The following is a 15,408-nucleotide window of genomic DNA, read 5'->3' as shown; positions in this document are numbered from 1 at the left end:
GACGGAGCTCAGCTACGCACTGCGGTCGCGAACGGGAGAACTGCCCCTGCTCCCGCACGCAGGAGCTCTTGACCGGCGACCGTGATCGTCCAGCGACTGTCGACGAGGTCGTCCACGAGGAGGACGGGGACGCCGGGCGGCAGATCGAGCCCGTCGGCCGAGAACCGGTTCCACACGGACGCCAGCCGGAAAGCGCTGTTGCCGCCGGGTGCTCCGGTCGGCGGTCCACCGCGCCAGTCGAGCGTCCCGGCGAACGGAAGGCGGCCGATACCCGCGAGCCCGCGAGCGAGGGTCTCGATGAGCTCCGGTCGCCGGCGTGAGGGCATCGCGACGACGGCTCCCGGGCGCGCATCCCAGTCCCAGTCGGCGAGTACCCGCACGCACGCGTCGAGGACAGCGGGCGGCACCGGCTGGTCGGCCGCGTCGTCGGCCAGCAGCTCACGCAGGCGACCGCCCCAGCCGAGGTCTGTCAACCGGGCGAGCGCCCTACCGGGCCGGAGCTGCTGGTCCACCCCGATCTTGCCCTTCACCGCAACCCCGAGGCGATCAGCGCCCGTCGGCCACAGCTTGCGCGGCTCGAGCTCGACACCGACCCTGTCGAGGATGGTGCCGACCTCGCCGGCCGCACTGCCGTCCACCTCCGTCGGGTACCAGACGCCCGCGCAGTTGTCGCAGCGGCCGCAGGGGCCGGCATCCGGGTCGTCGAGCGCGCGCTGCAGGAACTCCATCCGGCACCCGGACGTGGACTCGTAGTCGAGCATCGATTGCTGCTCCGCCTCGCGGGCGGCAGCGATGCGGGCGTACCGCTCTTCGTCGTACTCCCAGGGTGCGCCGGTCGAGACCCAGCCGCCGCTCACCCGCCTCACGGCGCCGTCGACATCCAGCACCTTCAGCAGCAGTTCCAGCGTGGACGCCCGGAGGTCGACGCGGCTCTCCAGCACGCGCGTCGACAGGGGCTCCGACCCGAGCGCCTCGAGCACAGCGGCGGCCTTCTCGCGCGACGGCATGGAAGCGGTCGCGAAGTACTGCCAGATGGCGCGGTCCTCCGGGCCGGGGAGCAACAGCACATCGGCGTTCTCGGTCGCCCGGCCGGCGCGACCCACCTGCTGGTAGTAGGCGACGGGAGACGACGGCGCCCCCAGGTGGACGACGAAGCCGAGGTCCGGCTTGTCGAAGCCCATCCCGAGAGCACTCGTCGCCACGAGCACCTTGACCTCGTTGCGCTTGAGCCGGCCCTCCAGGTCTTCCCGCTCGGCGGTGTCCGTCTGCCCGGTGTACGCGTGCGCTTCGTGGCCGGCGCGGCGGAGCACCCGCGCGGTGTCCTCTGCGGCCGACACCGTCAGGGTGTACACGATGCCGCTGCCGGGCAGGTCGCCGAGGTGACCGGCGAGCCAGGCGAGCCGGGCGGTGGCGTCGGGCAGCGGGAGGACTCCCAATCGCAGCGATCGCCGGGCGAGTGGCCCGCGGATCGTCAGGACCTCGGCTTCGCGGCCGACACCGAGCTGCTCCACCACGTCGGCCACGACGCGCTCGTTGGCCGTCGCCGTGGTCGCGAGCACGGGCACGCCGTCGGGAAGCTGCCCGATCAGGTCGCGGAGCCGGCGATAGTCGGGCCGGAAGTCGTGTCCCCAGTCCGAGATGCAGTGGGCTTCATCCACCACCAGCAGTCCGCTGCGCTCGACCAGGGCCGGCAGCTGCGTGTCGCGGAAGTCCGGGTTGTTCAGCCGCTCCGGCGAGACGAGGAGCACGTCGACCGAGTCCTCCCGGAGACGGGCCGCCACATCGTCCCACTCGTGCCGATTGGACGAGTTGATGGTCACGGCGCGCACACCCGCCCGCTCGGCTGCCGCCACCTGGTCGCGCATGAGCGCCAGCAGAGGCGAGACCAGGATGGTCGGCCCTGCGCCCCGGGCTCGCAGCAACATGGTCGCCACGAAGTACACCGCGGACTTGCCCCATCCCGTGCGCTGCACGACCAGGGCCCGTCGATGATCGTCGACCAGAGCGATGATGGCCTCGAACTGCCCGTCATGGAACTCGGCCTCCGGTCGCCCGACGAGGGCCCGGAGGCTGGAGAGGGCATCTGTTGCAGTGGTCATGGAGCCATCGTGTCAGGGACGCCTGACGCCCGCTCCCCGCCGAGGACATCGGTGGAGAACGGGCGTCGAAGCCGTTCTGTGGACGGAACGGGTCAGATCCGCGCGCGCACGCGCCTGCGCTGGGAGGCTCGGATGCCGCCGAGCAGGGCGGAGACGACGATGACGAGGCCGATGACGGCGGCTCCGAGCGCCCAGGCCGAACCCGGCGTGAGCGACGCGAGCCAGTCGGCGACGTCGCGGACGCGTTCCCATGACGCCAGCACGTAGAGGGTGGCAGCGGCGAAGAGCGTCAGAAGGAGTCCCCAGACCACGCCGCCCCAGCGCACCGGTGCTTCGCCGGTCGGTGTGAGCGGCGCCGTGTACACAGGGCTGGGGGGAGGCGGCGTCGGCGCGGTGAACGGTGCTCCCGTGAGGGGCGCCGTCTCGGAGGTCGAGGCCTCCTGAGATGCGTTCTGCGGCTTCTGGTCGGTCATGGTCGTCTCTCTCGGTCGATTCTCGGCCAGCACGGGTCGGCGCTGGATCAGTGCTGGAGGAGCGCGGGCAGCCCGACGCTCGTCAGGTGGATGCCGGCGACGTTGTCACCCGCGAGGAGCAGTGCGGCCGTCGTGAGCACGGCCAGCAGGATCCCGAGGAAGGTGAGGAATCCGCTGCGACGCCGCGCCAGCCCGGCGATGAGCACGACGACGCCGACGACGAGCGTGGCGGCGGCGAGTCCGGCGGCCGTCGTGAAGCGAGTGACGTCGGCCAGTTGAGGCCACACGATGGCCACCAGCGATCCGGCGACGAGAGCCAGTCCGACGGTCAGCCAGCCGACCGCGGCGCCGACGCGCGGGTTCGCCGCCCCGTAGGCCTCCCGGCGCGCAGCCGCCTCGGCCGTCGCGGTGGCGACCTGCGTCCGGAGCTCGGCCGACCGCTGCGCCTTGACTGCGCGCATGTCCGCGGCCAGCCGCTGCTTCCACGCCGCGTGCTCCGCCCGCCACTGCGCCTGGCGCTGCTGCCAGTCGGCGACCTCGTCGGCGGACGCGCCCAGGCGCGGTGCAGGCGGCGCCGTCGGCTCGACGGCGGTGTCCAGCTGCGGGGTCGGGATGGATGCGGCGCTCGCCGCCGGTACGGTCGAGGACGGGGTTCCGGCGGAAGCGGTGCCCGCGTCTGTCGCCGCGTCCGTCGAGGCCGCGGAGCCCGCGTCCGCCGTGAAAGTGCTCGCCGTCGTGTCGGCACCGGCCGTGGCCGTCGTCCCGAACCCACTCGACCCCGCCGCCGGCGTCGGCGGGGTCGCCCGCGTCGCCGCCCGGGCGTCCGAGTTCCGCACGGCGATGACGATGAGCGCGACCACCGCGCCGATGACCACCAGCGTCCAGATGACGCGGCCGATCACATCGCTCCAGGCCGGAACGTTCCAGAACGGCCCGTCAGCCCACCAGACGCCGCTCGTCCACGGCAGCAGCGAGAGCAGCGCCATGACGCCGATCGCGACGATCGGCGGCTGGAAGTCGCCCTCGAAGAACTGCTGGAGGTGGATGCGGCCTTCGCGGTCCGGCAGGAGGGCCCACGCCGCCGCGTACAGCAGCAGCACCGGTGCGCCGAGGATGCCGGCCACCACGATGATGCCGCGCACGATGAGAGGGTCGATGCCCAGGCGGTACGCCACCCCGGCGCTCACTCCGCCGAGCCAGCCGTCGGCCCGGACGATGCCGAGGCCGCGCATCCAATCGAAGAAGCGTGTTCCGCGGCCGGAGAATCCGGTCTGCGGACCGCCGTAGGGGTTCGCGGGCGTCCCCACCGGGGGAGTCGAGTCGTTCTGTGACATGTTCCCCATCCTGGCGTCGGGCTTCTCGCCCGGGTATCGGGTGAACCCCTGAGCGGACCCTGATTAGGGCGGCCATCGGGTGCGGGTCCCCTCGGGGTCTGCTTGGATCTGACTATGTCGTCCACAGCGCCCGCCGGTTCGCGCGCCGGCCTGCCGCGGCCCCCGCTGGCCCGGCCGCGCACGTGCGCCGTGAGCGGGGTGAGCGTCGCGCTCGCCGACCACCTCGGCTGGCCGGTTGCGGCCGTGCGCTGGGCGTTCGTGGGCGCCACGTTCCTGGGCGGCGCCGGGCTCCTGCTGTACCTCTGGCTGTGGGCATTCACGCCGTTGCGCACCCCGTCGGGCCTCGACCCCGCGGACGGCGTGCGCCGCCGGGTGAACCTGCCCTGGCTGCTCGCCGGCGCCGGTGCGGCGGCGGGGATCACGGCCGTGGTCCTCGCTGCGGGCGGGGCACTCGGCCCCGGTTTCGGGGCGCTGGTCGCCTGCGCCGCCCTGCTGGTGCTCGCCGTCGCCTGGGAGCAGCTGGCGGACGAGGAGCCGGTCGCCTTCGCACCTCTCTCTCCCGCGGCCTTCCGCATCGTCTGCGGCGCCTTCCTCGTGCTGGTCGCGCTGGCGATCGCCCTCACGCAGAACGTCTCCGGCTCGGGGGTGCTGTGGCTCGGCATCCTGATCGCCACCTTCGCCGGCGCGGCGGTGCTGGTGGCTCCGTGGGGGCTGCGGCTGTGGCGGGAACTGATCACCGAGCGGACTGCGCGCATCAAGGAGGAGCAGCGGGCGGAGATGGCGGCGCACCTGCACGACTCCGTGCTGCAGACGCTCGCTCTCATCCAGAACCGTGCAGGAGCGTCGAGCGAGGTCGGGCGCATCGCCCGCGCCCAGGAGCGCGAGCTGCGCGAGTGGCTGTTCACCGAGGGTGCGGCGGCCTCGGGAGCGGAGGAGCGGGACCTCGCCGCCGAACTCCGGGAGGTCGCGGCCGCCCTGGAGGTGGAGCATCCCGTCACCTTCGACGTCGTCTCCGTCGGCGAGCCGGTGAGGAACGCGCCCTCCGAGCTGGGGGCGGCCGCACGCGAGGCGATGCTGAACGCCGCGCGTCACGCGGGAGGCGCCGTCTCCGTCTACGTCGAGCACGCGTCCGGACGAGTGGATGTGTTCATCCGCGACCGCGGACCGGGCTTCGACCTCGGGGCGCTTCCCGAAGGGCGTCTCGGTGTCAGAGAATCGATCATCGGCCGTATGCGCCGTGCCGGCGGTCAGGCGACCGTGACGGCGCGCGAGACCGGCACCGAGATCCAGCTGACCATCGATATCGCGAACGAGGCCGCATGACCGAGAGCACCGCCACCGGCCGGCCCGTCACCGTGGTGATCGTGGACGACCACTCCATCTTCCGTTCCGGGCTCCGCGCAGACCTCGACGACCGCCTGCACGTCGTCGGAGAGGCCGCCGATGTGGATGCGGCGGTCGCCGTGGTCCTGGAGACCCGGCCCGACGTCGTGCTGCTCGACGTGCACCTGCCCGGTGGCGCAGGCGGCGGCGGAGCGGAGGTCGTTCGCAGGACGGCGGCCGAGACCCCGTCCACGCGCTTCCTGGCGCTCAGCGTGTCGGATGCGGCCGAGGATGTGGTGGGCGTCATCCGCGCCGGAGCCCGCGGCTACCTCACGAAGGGCAGCTCGGGCGGCCAGGTCAGCGACGCGGTCGTCGCGGTGGCCGGCGGCGACGCGGTCTTCTCGCCCCGCCTCGCCGGCTTCGTGCTCGACGCCTTCGGCGCGGCCTCCGGCGAGCAGGCGGAGTCGACCGACGAGCTGGACCGGCTGTCCGCGCGGGAGCGCGAGGTGATGCGGTTGATCGCCCGCGGATACGCCTACAAAGAGGTCGCGGCCGAGCTGTTCATCTCGATCAAGACGGTCGAGACGCACGTCTCCGCGGTGCTGCGGAAGCTTCAGCTCTCCTCCCGGCACGAGCTCACCGCGTGGGCTCTTGAGCGCAAACTCCTGTAGTCCGGTGACCGCTTTGCGGCCGACCTGTCGCGTCCCGTACACTTGACGCGGTGGTTGAATCTGCCAAGCTTTTTTGCGCCCTTTTTCTGGTGTAGCGACGGCAGTACTGCCCCGCTCCGGCCGGGCATCCGCAGCACGTTCGGATGTTCGATCGGTTAGCCTGGAACAGCCAGCGCAGGAAGTCGGCGATTCGGTTCCCTAGGGCGGTAGCTCAATTGGCAGAGCAGCGGTCTCCAAAACCGCAGGTTGCAGGTTCGATTCCTGTCCGCCCTGCAAGTCGGCACTCTGGTGCCGATCCACGAAAGGTGTAACGAGGTGGCCCGAAAGGTAATCGACGAGCCGAGCGAGGAGATCGTCGCCAACGCGAAGAAGGATCGCGCCGCACGGCGCAACCCCTTCGCGCGGATCGCCCTGTTCATCCGGCAGGTCATCGGCGAGCTGAAGAAGGTCGTCACGCCGACCCGCAAGGAGCTCTTCAGCTACACCGGCGTCGTGCTCGTGTTCGTGGTGATCATGATGGCTCTCGTGTCACTCCTTGACTGGGTGTTCGGCATGGGTGTCGTCTGGGTCTTCGGAAACCCGAAGTAGACGACGTCGATCGGGCCGCACCGGCCTTCCCGACAAGAAATGGAATGAATTCAGTGTCTGAGACGAATCGCGACGACGTGGACTGGGCGCCCGCTGCGGAGCAGTCCTCCGAGGACGACGAGGCGCAGACCGGCAACGTTCTCGCCAGCGAGGACGAGGCGTCCGACTCCGCCGAGCACGAGGCGCTGCACGTCGTCGCCGACGACGGCACCGAGATCGACCTCGACGCCGTGCTCGATGCCATGGCGGAGGCGGTGGACCCCGAGGCCGACCGCGCCGTCGACGAGGCGCTCGAGGTCGACAGCGAGGACGAGGCCGAGGCGGCTCTCGAGGCCGTCGAGGACGAGGAGGATGAGACCTCCGTCGACCCGTACGAGGAGTTCCGCGCGGAGCTCCGCTCCAAGCTCGGCAAGTGGTACGTCATCCACTCGTACGCCGGCTTCGAGCGTCGCGTGAAGTCCAACATCGAGAACCGCATGGTCTCGATGAACATGGAGGACTACATCTACGAGGTGCAGGTCCCCATGGAGGACGTGGTCGAGATCAAGAACGGCCAGCGCAAGATGGTCAACCGCGTGCGCATCCCCGGCTACGTGCTGGTGCGCATGGACCTGAACGAGGACAGCTGGTCGGTCGTCCGGCACACGCCGGGCGTCACCGGGTTCGTCGGCAACGCTCACAACCCGACGCCGCTGCGCTTCGAAGAGGCCTTCTCGATGCTGAAGAGCCTCGTGCAGGTCGAGGCCGCCCCGGCCAAGGGCGCCGCGAAGGGCCAGAAGGCCGCCGCGCGCGTCATCCCCGCCGAGGTCGACTTCGAGATCGGCGAGACCATCACCATCAAGGAGGGCTCGTTCGCGGGCCTCCCCGGCTCCATCAGCGAGATCAAGCCGGAGAGCGGCAAGCTCACCGTCCTCGTCTCCCTGTTCGAGCGCGAGACCCCGGTCGAGCTCAGCTTCGACCAGGTCACGAAGCTCTAGGGAACATTCAGAGCCTCCCCACTGTTTTTCAGAACACCGGGTCTCGGAAGGGCCGAGAAACCGGGAGAGCGATGCGGACCGCGGTCCGGCTCGCTCGAATACACAAAGAAGGAAGAGACATGGCACCGAAGAAGAAGGTCACCGGTCTGATCAAGCTTCAGATCAACGCCGGCGCCGCCAACCCCGCCCCGCCTATCGGCCCGGCGCTCGGTCAGCACGGCGTGAACATCATGGAGTTCTGCAAGGCGTACAACGCGGCGACCGAGTCGCAGCGCGGCAACGTCATCCCCGTCGAGATCACCGTCTACGAGGACCGTTCGTTCACGTTCGTCCTGAAGACCCCGCCGGCGGCAGAGCTCATCAAGAAGGCGGCCGGCGTCGCCAAGGGCTCGGGCGTCCCGCACACCAACAAGGTCGGCAAGCTGACCCAGGAGCAGGTGCGCCAGATCGCCGAGCAGAAGATGGTCGACCTCAACGCCAACGACATCGACGCGGCGTCGAAGATCATCGCAGGCACCGCCCGCTCGATGGGCATCACGGTCGAGGCGTAAGCCCCAACCCACTCAAGACATCTCGTGGAAGAGCCGGCCAGGCTCGCACCACATTCTCGTAAGGAGAAATCACATGGCACAGAAGTCCAAGGCCTACCGGGCCGCGGCCGAGAAGATCGAGGCCGGAAAGTTCTACACCCCCGCTGAGGCCGTCGCCCTGGCGAAGGAGACCGGCTCCGCCAAGTTCAACTCGACCGTCGAGGTCGCGCTGAAGCTGGGCGTCGACCCGCGCAAGGCGGACCAGATGGTCCGCGGTACCGTCATTCTTCCTCACGGTACGGGCAAGACCGCCCGCGTCATCGTGTTCGCGACCGGCCCGGCCGCCGAGGCGGCCATCGCCGCCGGTGCGGACGAGGTCGGCGGCGCGGAGCTGATCGAGAAGGTGGCCGGCGGCTACACCGACTTCGACGCGGCCGTCTCCACCCCGGAGCTCATGGGCCAGGTCGGTCGCCTCGGTAAGGTGCTCGGCCCGCGTGGCCTCATGCCGAACCCGAAGACCGGAACGGTCACGCCGGACGTGGCGAAGGCCGTCTCCGACATCAAGGGCGGAAAGATCGAGTTCCGCGTCGACAAGCACGCCAACGTGCACTTCGTCGTGGGCAAGGCGGGCTTCACCGCCGAGCAGCTGAACGACAACATCACGACCGCTCTCGAAGAGGTCGTGCGTCTCAAGCCGTCCGCCGCGAAGGGCCGTTACATCCAGAAGGGCGCCGTGTCGACCACGTTCGGCCCGGGCATCCCGCTGGACGTCAACGCCATCTGAGGTCGTTCCGCGAACACACTCCGACGGGGTCGGGGCCGCTTGCCGGTCCCGGCCCCTTCGTCGTTTCCCGGGCGAGGGGATGCGGTTCCCGGGTGAGGATGCTTCACCTACAGCAACGATCACGACAGAACTGTCTACCCCTCGTTGCGGTGGTAGAACGATGAGGTCTAGTGTCGCTCCTGTCGCGCGCCGTGCGCGGCGGCTCGAAGTCGAGTCCGTCCGAGCTAAGGATGACATTCATGGCACATCGCACCACGGGATCCCTCCACAAGAGGGCGCTCGGAATCATTGCCACCACGTCTGCCGTGGTGGCTTTGTCGTTGGCGGGGGCATCGGCGGCGAACGCAGCCGACCGGGTGACCTACGCCGGTTCCGTCCCCTCCTGGGCGACCGCGGCGAACGACGCCGGCGCCGCACCGGCCGACGAGACGGTGGAGGGTGAGATCTACCTTCCGCTCCGCGATCAGGCGGGCGCGGAGGCTCTCGCCAAAGCCGTCTCGAACCCCCTCGATCGCGGATACCGCAAGGCTCTCAGCCCGAAGCAGTGGATCGATCGCTTCGCGCCGAGCCAGGCGGACTCCGACGCCGTGGTCAGCTTCCTGAAGGCGGCGGGCCTCACCATCTCGGCTGTTCCCGCCAGCCGCCAGTACGTCGTCTTCCGTGGCACTCCGGACCAGCTCGGCTCGATCTTCGGCACGTCGCTCCACGCGTTCAACTACGCGGGTCGCCAGCTCGTGGCCCCGGCTTCGGCGCCGTCGCTTCCGACCTCGATCGGCGGCAAGGTTTCGGGTGTGAGCATCGAGCAGTCGCGCACGCTGACGCGTCCCGACTCGATCAAGCAGGGCGACCTCGGTCCGTCCGGCGCACCGCAGGTCGCGCGCAAGGCGGCCGCAGCGCCGGTGATCCAGACGCCGTGCTCGCACTACTACGGTGAGCACACGGTGACGGTCCCGCCCGCGTACAACGGCAACACGCAGTACAGCACCTACAACTGCGGCTACACGCCGCAGCAGCTGCGCAGCGCGTACGGCCTGAACGACCTGGGCAAGCGCGGCATCAACGGCTCCGGCCAGACGGTCGCGATCATCGACGCGTACGCCAGCCCGACGATCGTCAAGGACGTCAACAGCTACTCGCAGCAGAACGGCGAGCCCGGCCTGACCAACAGCAGCTACCAGCAGCTGGTGCCGAGCCCGAGCGAGTTCGTCGACCAGGAGCTGTGCCAGTACCCGAGTGGATGGCAGGGCGAGCAGACGCTCGACGTCGAGTCCGTGCACGCCATCGCACCGGGAGCCCGCATCCTCTACGTCGGCGGCTTCAACTGCGGCGGCGGCCTCGATGTGGCCATGTCGAAGATCCTCGACAACAAGCTCGCGAACATCGTCAGCAACAGCTACGGCAACGTGGGCGAGGCCGTTCCGGCCGACGTGATCCAGGGCGAGGTCAACCTGCAGCTCCAGGCGGCGGGCGAGGGCATCGGCCTGTACTTCTCGAGCGGTGACAACGGCGACGAGGTCGCGAACCTCGGCTACCCGTCGCCGGACTTCCCGGCGTCCTCCCCGTGGGTGACCTCGGTCGGTGGAACCAGCACCGGAATCGACAAGAACGGCAAGATCGCGTGGGAGACGGGCTGGGGCGACCAGTTCGACCAGATCGTCAAGAACACCGACGGCACGCTCAGCTACGCTCAGCCCCTCCCGGGCACCCGGTTCGTCGGCGGCGCCGGCGGCGGCACGAGCGCGGTGTTCGCGCAGCCGGACTACCAGCGCGGGATCGTGCCGGCGGCACTCGCGAACGGCAAGCGCGTCTCGCCGGACGTTGCGGCCCTTGCCGACCCGTACACCGGGTTCCTGATCGGCATCCGTCCGATCATCGACGACACGACGCTGGAGACCGGCGACTACGTCAACGAGACCTACGGCGGAACGTCGCTGGCCTCGCCGATCGTCGCGGCGCAGATCGCGATCGTGCAGCAGGCGACGCGGTCCACCATCGGGTTCGCGAACCCGACGCTGTACGGAGTGAAGCGCATCCTGCCGAACGCGTTCCGCGACGTGCTGCCGCAGAACCCGACGCAGGCGCTCGTCTACACGAGTGCGATCAGCGGCAACACCTACCTGGTATCGATGGATCAGGACACCTCGCTGAAGACGGCCAAGGGCTACGACCCGGTGACCGGCCTCGGCGGTGTCTCCTTCGACCTGCTCAGCTGGGTGGCGCAGGGGCGGCACTAGCGACCCTGCGGCTCCGGCCGCACCGCACCACGGACCGGCCGTCTCCCGATCGGAGGCGGCCGGTCCGCTGTGTGAAACCGGCCCGACTGCTGGCTAGGCTGACGGAGTGACCGTCACCATCCGCCCCGCCGTCGCCGGAGATGCCGCCGCCCTCGCCGCGGTCGCCGCCGCGACCTTCCCGCTCGCCTGCCCGCCGCACACGACCGAGGAGGCGAAGGCGGCGTTCATCCGGACCGTGCTCTCGGAGGAGCGGTTCGTCGAGTACCTCGCCGACGCATCACGCCGCCTGCTCATCGCGGAGGATGACGAGGGCAACGCCGTCGGCTACACGATGATCAACCTGGGCGAACCGGCCGACGCCGATGTGCGCGGCTCCCTGCGCATCCACCCCACCGCCGAGCTGAGCAAGTGCTACGTCCTCCCCGGCCACCACGGCGAGGGCGTCGCGGGCCGGCTCATGGCCGAGAGCCTGCGGGCCGGCGGCGAAGCGGGAGCCGAGGGGATGTGGCTGGGCGTCAACGAGGAGAACGCCCGCGCCCAGCGCTTCTACGGCAAGCACGGCTTCGAGCGCGTCGGTGCGAAGCGGTTCCTGGTCGGCGACCGGTACGAGGACGACTGGGTGATGGAGAGGCCGCTCACCCCGGTCGGCTAGGTCAGCCCTCCGCGACCTTCAGCACGACCTTGCCGCGCGTGTGGCCGCTCTCGACGGCTCGGTGTGCCTCGGCGATCTGCTCGAGGGCGAAGATCTGGTCGACGTGCACGCGCACGTTCCCCGACTCCAGCAGGCGGGCGATGACCGCGAGCGTGCTGCCGTCCGGCGCGACCTTGTAGTCGGTGCCGCGCACTCCGGCGGCGGCGGCGTCCTCCGCGAAGGTGGGCCAGCTCCCGGTCGGCACGTTGACGATGAGGCCGCCGGGGCGCAGAACGGAGAGGGAGCGGGTGCCGGTGTCGTCGTGCACATTGCCGACCAGGTCGATCACCACGTCGGCGTCGTGCACCACGTCCTCGAAGCGCGTGGTCGTGTAGTCGATCACTTCGGCCGCACCGAGGGAGCGCATCCACGACGCGTTCGACCCGGAGGCGGTGGCGATGACGTGCGCGCCGAAATACGAGGCGAACTGCACGGCGAAATGACCCACGCCTCCGCTGCCCGCGTGGATGAGCATCCGCTGTCCCTCGTGCGCCTTGGCGACCTCGACGACCAGACCCCACGCGGTCAGAGCGGCCAGGGGTGCGCCGGCCGCTTCGATGTGGCTCAGGGTCGCCGGCTTGCGCACGACGCTCAGCGACGGCACGGAGATGTACTCGGCGAAGCTGCCGCCGAGCCGCGGCACCATGACCATGCCGAACACCTCGTCGCCCGGGCGGATGGGATGCGCGCTGTAGGGGGACTCCACGACGACGCCACTGAAGTCGTGGCCGAGCACGGCGGGGAACGAGTGGATGGCGTCGTAGATCCCGCGTCCGGCCCGCGTCTTCGCGTCGATCGGGTTCACGCTCGAGGCGACCACCTTGACCAGGAACTCGGCGTTCACACGATCCGGATAGGCGGTCTCCCCGATGCGGAGTGCCTCCGGGGCTCCCGCGGCGTCCAGAAGTGCGGCCCGCATGGTCTTCGGCATTCGTCATCCCCTCGTCGGTCTGCCGCTGCGTCGGCGCGGCGTCCCCTCAGTCAATCCTGCGCGTGCTTCACCGGTGTTACGGTCGGGTCACCAGATGTGAACAGTCTGTTTCGGATACCCCCAGGCCGTTTCCCAGCGTCGCGCCGGTTAGGATGCTGCGACCCGGGGCGTACGACGCCTGCGGGAGCGGACCATGACGGCCAGACCCGAGGAGCGACAGGTGCGACAACTGCTGCGGATCGCTCGCGAGCCCTTCGCCGTCCCGGTCCTTGCGCGCGGGTGGCAGCGCGCCGTCCCCATCCTGCTCGGCATCGGCACCCTCTGCGTCCTCGGCGGCCTCGTCATCATCTGGGCCGCACGGCTGACCGTGCCGTACCCGGTGTACGTGAGCGAGCTCGGCGCGAAGGGCGCGGCGACGTCCGGCGCCTTCGCCGTCGCACTGCTCCTCATCGCGGGCGGCGGCTTCGCGATCGCCGTCGCGAGCGGCCACATCCGCTCGTCCGCACGAATGCTCGACCGCTGGGCTCCTGCGGTGACGCTCGGATTCGCCGCAGTGTGCTTCGTCCTCGCGTCGCAGGTCACCTGCACGGCGTACTGCCCGGTGCCGATCGTCGACCCGAAGTCGACCGTGCAGGATCTGGTGCACACGGTGTCCGCCGTCATCGGCTTCGCGGCGGCGTGCTTCGCCATGCTGCAGGTGGGCTTCAGCCGGAAGCTCCCGCGCCTGTCCCGCCTGTCGCGGCTGAGCTGCGGGGCGGTCGCCGTGATCACGATTATCGGAGGGCTGCTCGCCATCGTCCGCGTCGGCGCCGATGTCGGCGCGTGGCTCGAACTGATCGGGACGACGGTCGCCGTCGGGTGGATCGCCGTCTACGCGGTGGCGCTGACCCGCATCCCGGTCGGAGTCGTGGATGCGGCCGGGCCCGAGGCGGCGCCGGCTTCGGTGACCGACACCGTCGCCGGTGCTCCGGCCGACGTCGCCTGACGCAGCAGTTCGATCAGATCCGCCGCCAGCGCGACCAGCTTCGCGATCTCGGCATCATCACGGTCGACCCAACGGCACTCCGGCTCGTCGCGGAGCGGGACGAAGCCGTCGTGCTGCTCCCAGACGAAGAGGGTGCGCTCGGCGCCGAGCACGTACTGCTGCCACCAGATCTGACGGAGATACGGGCGGGGGATGCTGCGGAACGGCTTGTTCGTCGTCTTGATCTCAGCGAGTTCGAGCTTGCCGCCAGAGCGGGCGACCAAGCCGTCGGGAGTCGCCAGATGCCGACGGTCGCGCTCGGCGTGGAAGAGCAGATCGGACGGCTCGATGCCGTGCGTCGCCGCCACCCACGCGGCGATCTCCGGTTCGCGCGAGCGGCCGTGCTGCGTGAAGACGTTGCCGCTGAACCCTGTGCCGTGCAGCTTGTCGTAGGCGGCCGCGCGGATAGAGCGCGGGCTCGACAGCTTCGCGACGTCGGTGGCGGTGATGCCGCGGCTGCGCGCCCGCAGCCAGCTCACGCGGTCGCTCGACCGCGCCACCACACGTGCCAGGTGCCCGGTCTGACCGGGAACGGCCGGCACCACCGGGACGGGAGCGGGCCGCGCCGGGCTCAGATCCGCGAGGACGCCCGGCCGGTAGAGGTCGGCGGTGCGGTACGGAGCGGAGTCGAGCACCTCTCCATTGTGCCGCGTCGCGCCGACGCTCGCCGTCACTCCACGCGCGTCGCCCCGAGTTGCCTGCGTGCTTCGTCGATCGTCGCCAGCGTGTCGACCGCCTCCGCGAGCGGGTGGAGCGGAGATTCCGTCCGCCCCTCGGCGACGAAACGGGCGAGGGCCGCGGCCTCGTAGGACATCCCGTCGCGGTGCGGCCGGCCGTACGGGTCGCGCCAGTGCGCGGCGAGTGTCCCGTCACCGCGGAACACGCGCAGGCCGCTCGGCCCCCAGAACGGGCTGTCCGTCTCGACGCGGCCCGCGCTCCCGCTGATCGTCGCGAGCGAGGGCGTTCCCGCCAGCAGGGTGGTGCTCAGGAGAGCCTGCCCGCCGCTCGCGGACGACAGCACCAGTGCTGCCTGCTCGTCCACGCCCGTCTCGGCGAGGGTCCCGGCCGCGATGATCCCGGCGGGCGCGCCGAGCGCGAACGAGGCCCACGACACCGTGTAGACACCGAGGTCGAGCAGCGCTCCGCCCGCGAGGTCGGGATTCCACAGCCGACTCGACGGATCGAACGGCGCCCGACCTCCGAAGTCCGCCGTGACGACACGGATGTCTCCGAGCGCCCCGTCTTCCAGCAGCTGACGCACGATGTCCGTCTGCGGCAGGTAGCGCGTCCACATCGCCTCCATCGCGAAGACGCCCGCCTCGCGTGCGGCCGTGACGATCCGCCTGGCCTGGTCGGCGGTGACCGCCATCGGTTTCTCGATGAGGACGTTCTTGCCCGCCGCGATCGCGAGCAGGGAGTGCTCGAGGTGTTCGCTGTGCGGGGTCGCGACGTACACGACGTCGACCTCCGGGTCGCCGACGAGCTGCTCGTAGGAGCCGTACGCGCGCTCCACCCCGTGCGCGTCGGCGAACGCCTGCGCCCGCTCCGCCGAGCGCGACCCCGCCGCCACCACCCGCTGACGGGTGTGCCGATGGAGTGCGTCGGTGAAGTCGGCGGCGATCACGCCGGGACCGAGCACGCCCCACCGCAGCGGCGGGGCGTCGGCGGGGTCGGGATGCCGCGGCTGGGGGAGCGTGGACCATACGTCGGTCATGGGCAGGTCTCCTCGTCTCCGTCGGTTCTGTGCTG

The 15,408-nt window shown here is 70.4% G+C and carries 15 protein-coding genes and 1 tRNA gene; 10 read left to right on the top strand and 6 right to left on the bottom strand.

The features are described 5' to 3' along the window. Positions 1–8: 8 nt before the first annotated feature. The 3 genes from BLR91_RS14785 to BLR91_RS14775 form a co-directional block, all read right to left on the bottom strand. A complete protein-coding gene (locus BLR91_RS14785) occupies positions 9–2,099 on the bottom strand; it encodes a RecQ family ATP-dependent DNA helicase (protein WP_089880840.1) in 2,091 nt (696 codons plus the stop codon). Positions 2,100–2,191: 92 nt separating this feature from the next. Continuing rightward, complete coding sequence (locus BLR91_RS14780) at positions 2,192–2,572, bottom strand: hypothetical protein (RefSeq protein ID WP_089880843.1); 381 nt, start codon at positions 2,570–2,572, stop codon at positions 2,192–2,194. Between the two features lie 47 nt (positions 2,573–2,619). Next, positions 2,620–3,906 carry a PspC domain-containing protein gene (locus BLR91_RS14775; RefSeq protein ID WP_089880846.1) on the bottom strand — a complete coding sequence of 429 codons (1,287 nt, stop codon included), beginning with the start codon at positions 3,904–3,906 and terminating at the stop codon, positions 2,620–2,622. A gap of 114 nt (positions 3,907–4,020) precedes the next feature. Here BLR91_RS14775 and BLR91_RS14770 point away from each other — a divergent pair, with 114 nt between their 5' ends. From BLR91_RS14770 to BLR91_RS14730, 9 genes are all read left to right on the top strand, one after another. Then, positions 4,021–5,229, top strand: a complete 1,209-nt coding sequence (locus BLR91_RS14770) for a sensor histidine kinase (protein WP_089880849.1) — start codon at positions 4,021–4,023, stop codon at positions 5,227–5,229. Next, complete coding sequence (locus BLR91_RS14765) at positions 5,226–5,900, top strand: LuxR C-terminal-related transcriptional regulator (RefSeq protein WP_018189748.1); 675 nt, start codon at positions 5,226–5,228, stop codon at positions 5,898–5,900. Before BLR91_RS14770 ends, BLR91_RS14765 begins: the two co-directional genes overlap by 4 nt. Positions 5,901–6,100: 200 nt before the next feature. Continuing rightward, positions 6,101–6,173, top strand: a tRNA-Trp gene (locus BLR91_RS14760). A gap of 42 nt (positions 6,174–6,215) precedes the next feature. Beyond that, positions 6,216–6,488, top strand: coding sequence for a preprotein translocase subunit SecE (secE, locus tag BLR91_RS14755; protein WP_018189749.1), 273 nt, complete (start codon positions 6,216–6,218; stop codon positions 6,486–6,488). Between the two features lie 53 nt (positions 6,489–6,541). Continuing rightward, a complete protein-coding gene (nusG, locus tag BLR91_RS14750; RefSeq protein WP_089880853.1) occupies positions 6,542–7,465 on the top strand; it encodes a transcription termination/antitermination protein NusG in 924 nt (307 codons plus the stop codon). A gap of 119 nt (positions 7,466–7,584) precedes the next feature. Further along, positions 7,585–8,016 carry a 50S ribosomal protein L11 gene (gene rplK / locus BLR91_RS14745; RefSeq protein WP_018189751.1) on the top strand — a complete coding sequence of 144 codons (432 nt, stop codon included), beginning with the start codon at positions 7,585–7,587 and terminating at the stop codon, positions 8,014–8,016. Positions 8,017–8,089: 73 nt separating this feature from the next. Next, entirely contained in the window at positions 8,090–8,779 is a 690-nt protein-coding gene (gene rplA, locus BLR91_RS14740; RefSeq protein ID WP_018189752.1) for a 50S ribosomal protein L1, read from the top strand. A 239-nt stretch (positions 8,780–9,018) separates the two neighbouring features. Further along, positions 9,019–11,013 carry a S53 family peptidase gene (locus BLR91_RS14735; RefSeq protein ID WP_231918936.1) on the top strand — a complete coding sequence of 665 codons (1,995 nt, stop codon included), beginning with the start codon at positions 9,019–9,021 and terminating at the stop codon, positions 11,011–11,013. A gap of 106 nt (positions 11,014–11,119) precedes the next feature. Then, positions 11,120–11,665 (top strand): GNAT family N-acetyltransferase, encoded by a 546-nt coding sequence (locus BLR91_RS14730; RefSeq protein ID WP_018189754.1) that lies wholly within the window; start codon positions 11,120–11,122, stop codon positions 11,663–11,665. A gap of 1 nt (position 11,666) precedes the next feature. On the opposite strand, the gene BLR91_RS14725 is transcribed toward BLR91_RS14730, so the two are convergent. Beyond that, the gene (locus tag BLR91_RS14725) at positions 11,667–12,635 is read right to left on the bottom strand and encodes an NADP-dependent oxidoreductase (RefSeq protein WP_018189755.1); all 969 of its coding nucleotides are present in this window, start codon (positions 12,633–12,635) and stop codon (positions 11,667–11,669) included. Positions 12,636–12,828: 193 nt separating this feature from the next. Between BLR91_RS14725 and BLR91_RS14720 the strand changes: the two genes are divergently transcribed. Next, positions 12,829–13,620 carry a DUF998 domain-containing protein gene (locus BLR91_RS14720; RefSeq protein WP_089880859.1) on the top strand — a complete coding sequence of 264 codons (792 nt, stop codon included), beginning with the start codon at positions 12,829–12,831 and terminating at the stop codon, positions 13,618–13,620. On the opposite strand, the gene BLR91_RS14715 is transcribed toward BLR91_RS14720, so the two are convergent. Together BLR91_RS14715 and BLR91_RS14710 are read right to left on the bottom strand one after the other, a co-directional pair. Beyond that, on the bottom strand, positions 13,506–14,333 hold the full coding sequence (locus tag BLR91_RS14715) for a YqaJ viral recombinase family protein (protein WP_089880863.1): 828 nt from the start codon (positions 14,331–14,333) through the stop codon (positions 13,506–13,508). The two genes, BLR91_RS14720 and BLR91_RS14715, sit on opposite strands and share 115 nt — an antisense overlap. Next, on the bottom strand, positions 14,330–15,373 hold the full coding sequence (locus BLR91_RS14710; RefSeq protein ID WP_089880866.1) for a Gfo/Idh/MocA family protein: 1,044 nt from the start codon (positions 15,371–15,373) through the stop codon (positions 14,330–14,332). Before BLR91_RS14710 ends, BLR91_RS14715 begins: the two co-directional genes overlap by 4 nt. Positions 15,374–15,408 lie beyond the last annotated feature (35 nt).

The sequence above is a fragment of the Leifsonia sp. 466MF genome (assembly GCF_900100265.1).
Lineage (GTDB): Bacteria > Actinomycetota > Actinomycetes > Actinomycetales > Microbacteriaceae > Leifsonia.
The sequence above is the reverse complement of the archived record's forward strand: the minus strand, read 5'-3'. Positions and strand labels throughout refer to the sequence as shown.

Excerpts from the sequence above, each read along its gene's own strand:
- BLR91_RS14735 (WP_231918936.1), top strand. The coding sequence starts at position 9,019 with ATGGCACATCGCACCACGGGATCCCTCCACAAGAGGGCGCTCGGAATC.
- BLR91_RS14725 (WP_018189755.1), bottom strand. The coding sequence starts at position 12,635 with ATGCCGAAGACCATGCGGGCCGCACTTCTGGACGCCGCGGGAGCCCCG.
- BLR91_RS14770 (WP_089880849.1), top strand. The coding sequence starts at position 4,021 with ATGTCGTCCACAGCGCCCGCCGGTTCGCGCGCCGGCCTGCCGCGGCCC.
- BLR91_RS14780 (WP_089880843.1), bottom strand. The coding sequence starts at position 2,572 with ATGACCGACCAGAAGCCGCAGAACGCATCTCAGGAGGCCTCGACCTCC.
- BLR91_RS14720 (WP_089880859.1), top strand. The coding sequence starts at position 12,829 with ATGACGGCCAGACCCGAGGAGCGACAGGTGCGACAACTGCTGCGGATC.
- BLR91_RS14710 (WP_089880866.1), bottom strand. The coding sequence starts at position 15,373 with ATGACCGACGTATGGTCCACGCTCCCCCAGCCGCGGCATCCCGACCCC.
- rplK (WP_018189751.1), top strand. The coding sequence starts at position 7,585 with ATGGCACCGAAGAAGAAGGTCACCGGTCTGATCAAGCTTCAGATCAAC.
- rplA (WP_018189752.1), top strand. The coding sequence starts at position 8,090 with ATGGCACAGAAGTCCAAGGCCTACCGGGCCGCGGCCGAGAAGATCGAG.
- BLR91_RS14775 (WP_089880846.1), bottom strand. The coding sequence starts at position 3,906 with ATGTCACAGAACGACTCGACTCCCCCGGTGGGGACGCCCGCGAACCCC.
- BLR91_RS14765 (WP_018189748.1), top strand. The coding sequence starts at position 5,226 with ATGACCGAGAGCACCGCCACCGGCCGGCCCGTCACCGTGGTGATCGTG.
- BLR91_RS14785 (WP_089880840.1), bottom strand. The coding sequence starts at position 2,099 with ATGACCACTGCAACAGATGCCCTCTCCAGCCTCCGGGCCCTCGTCGGG.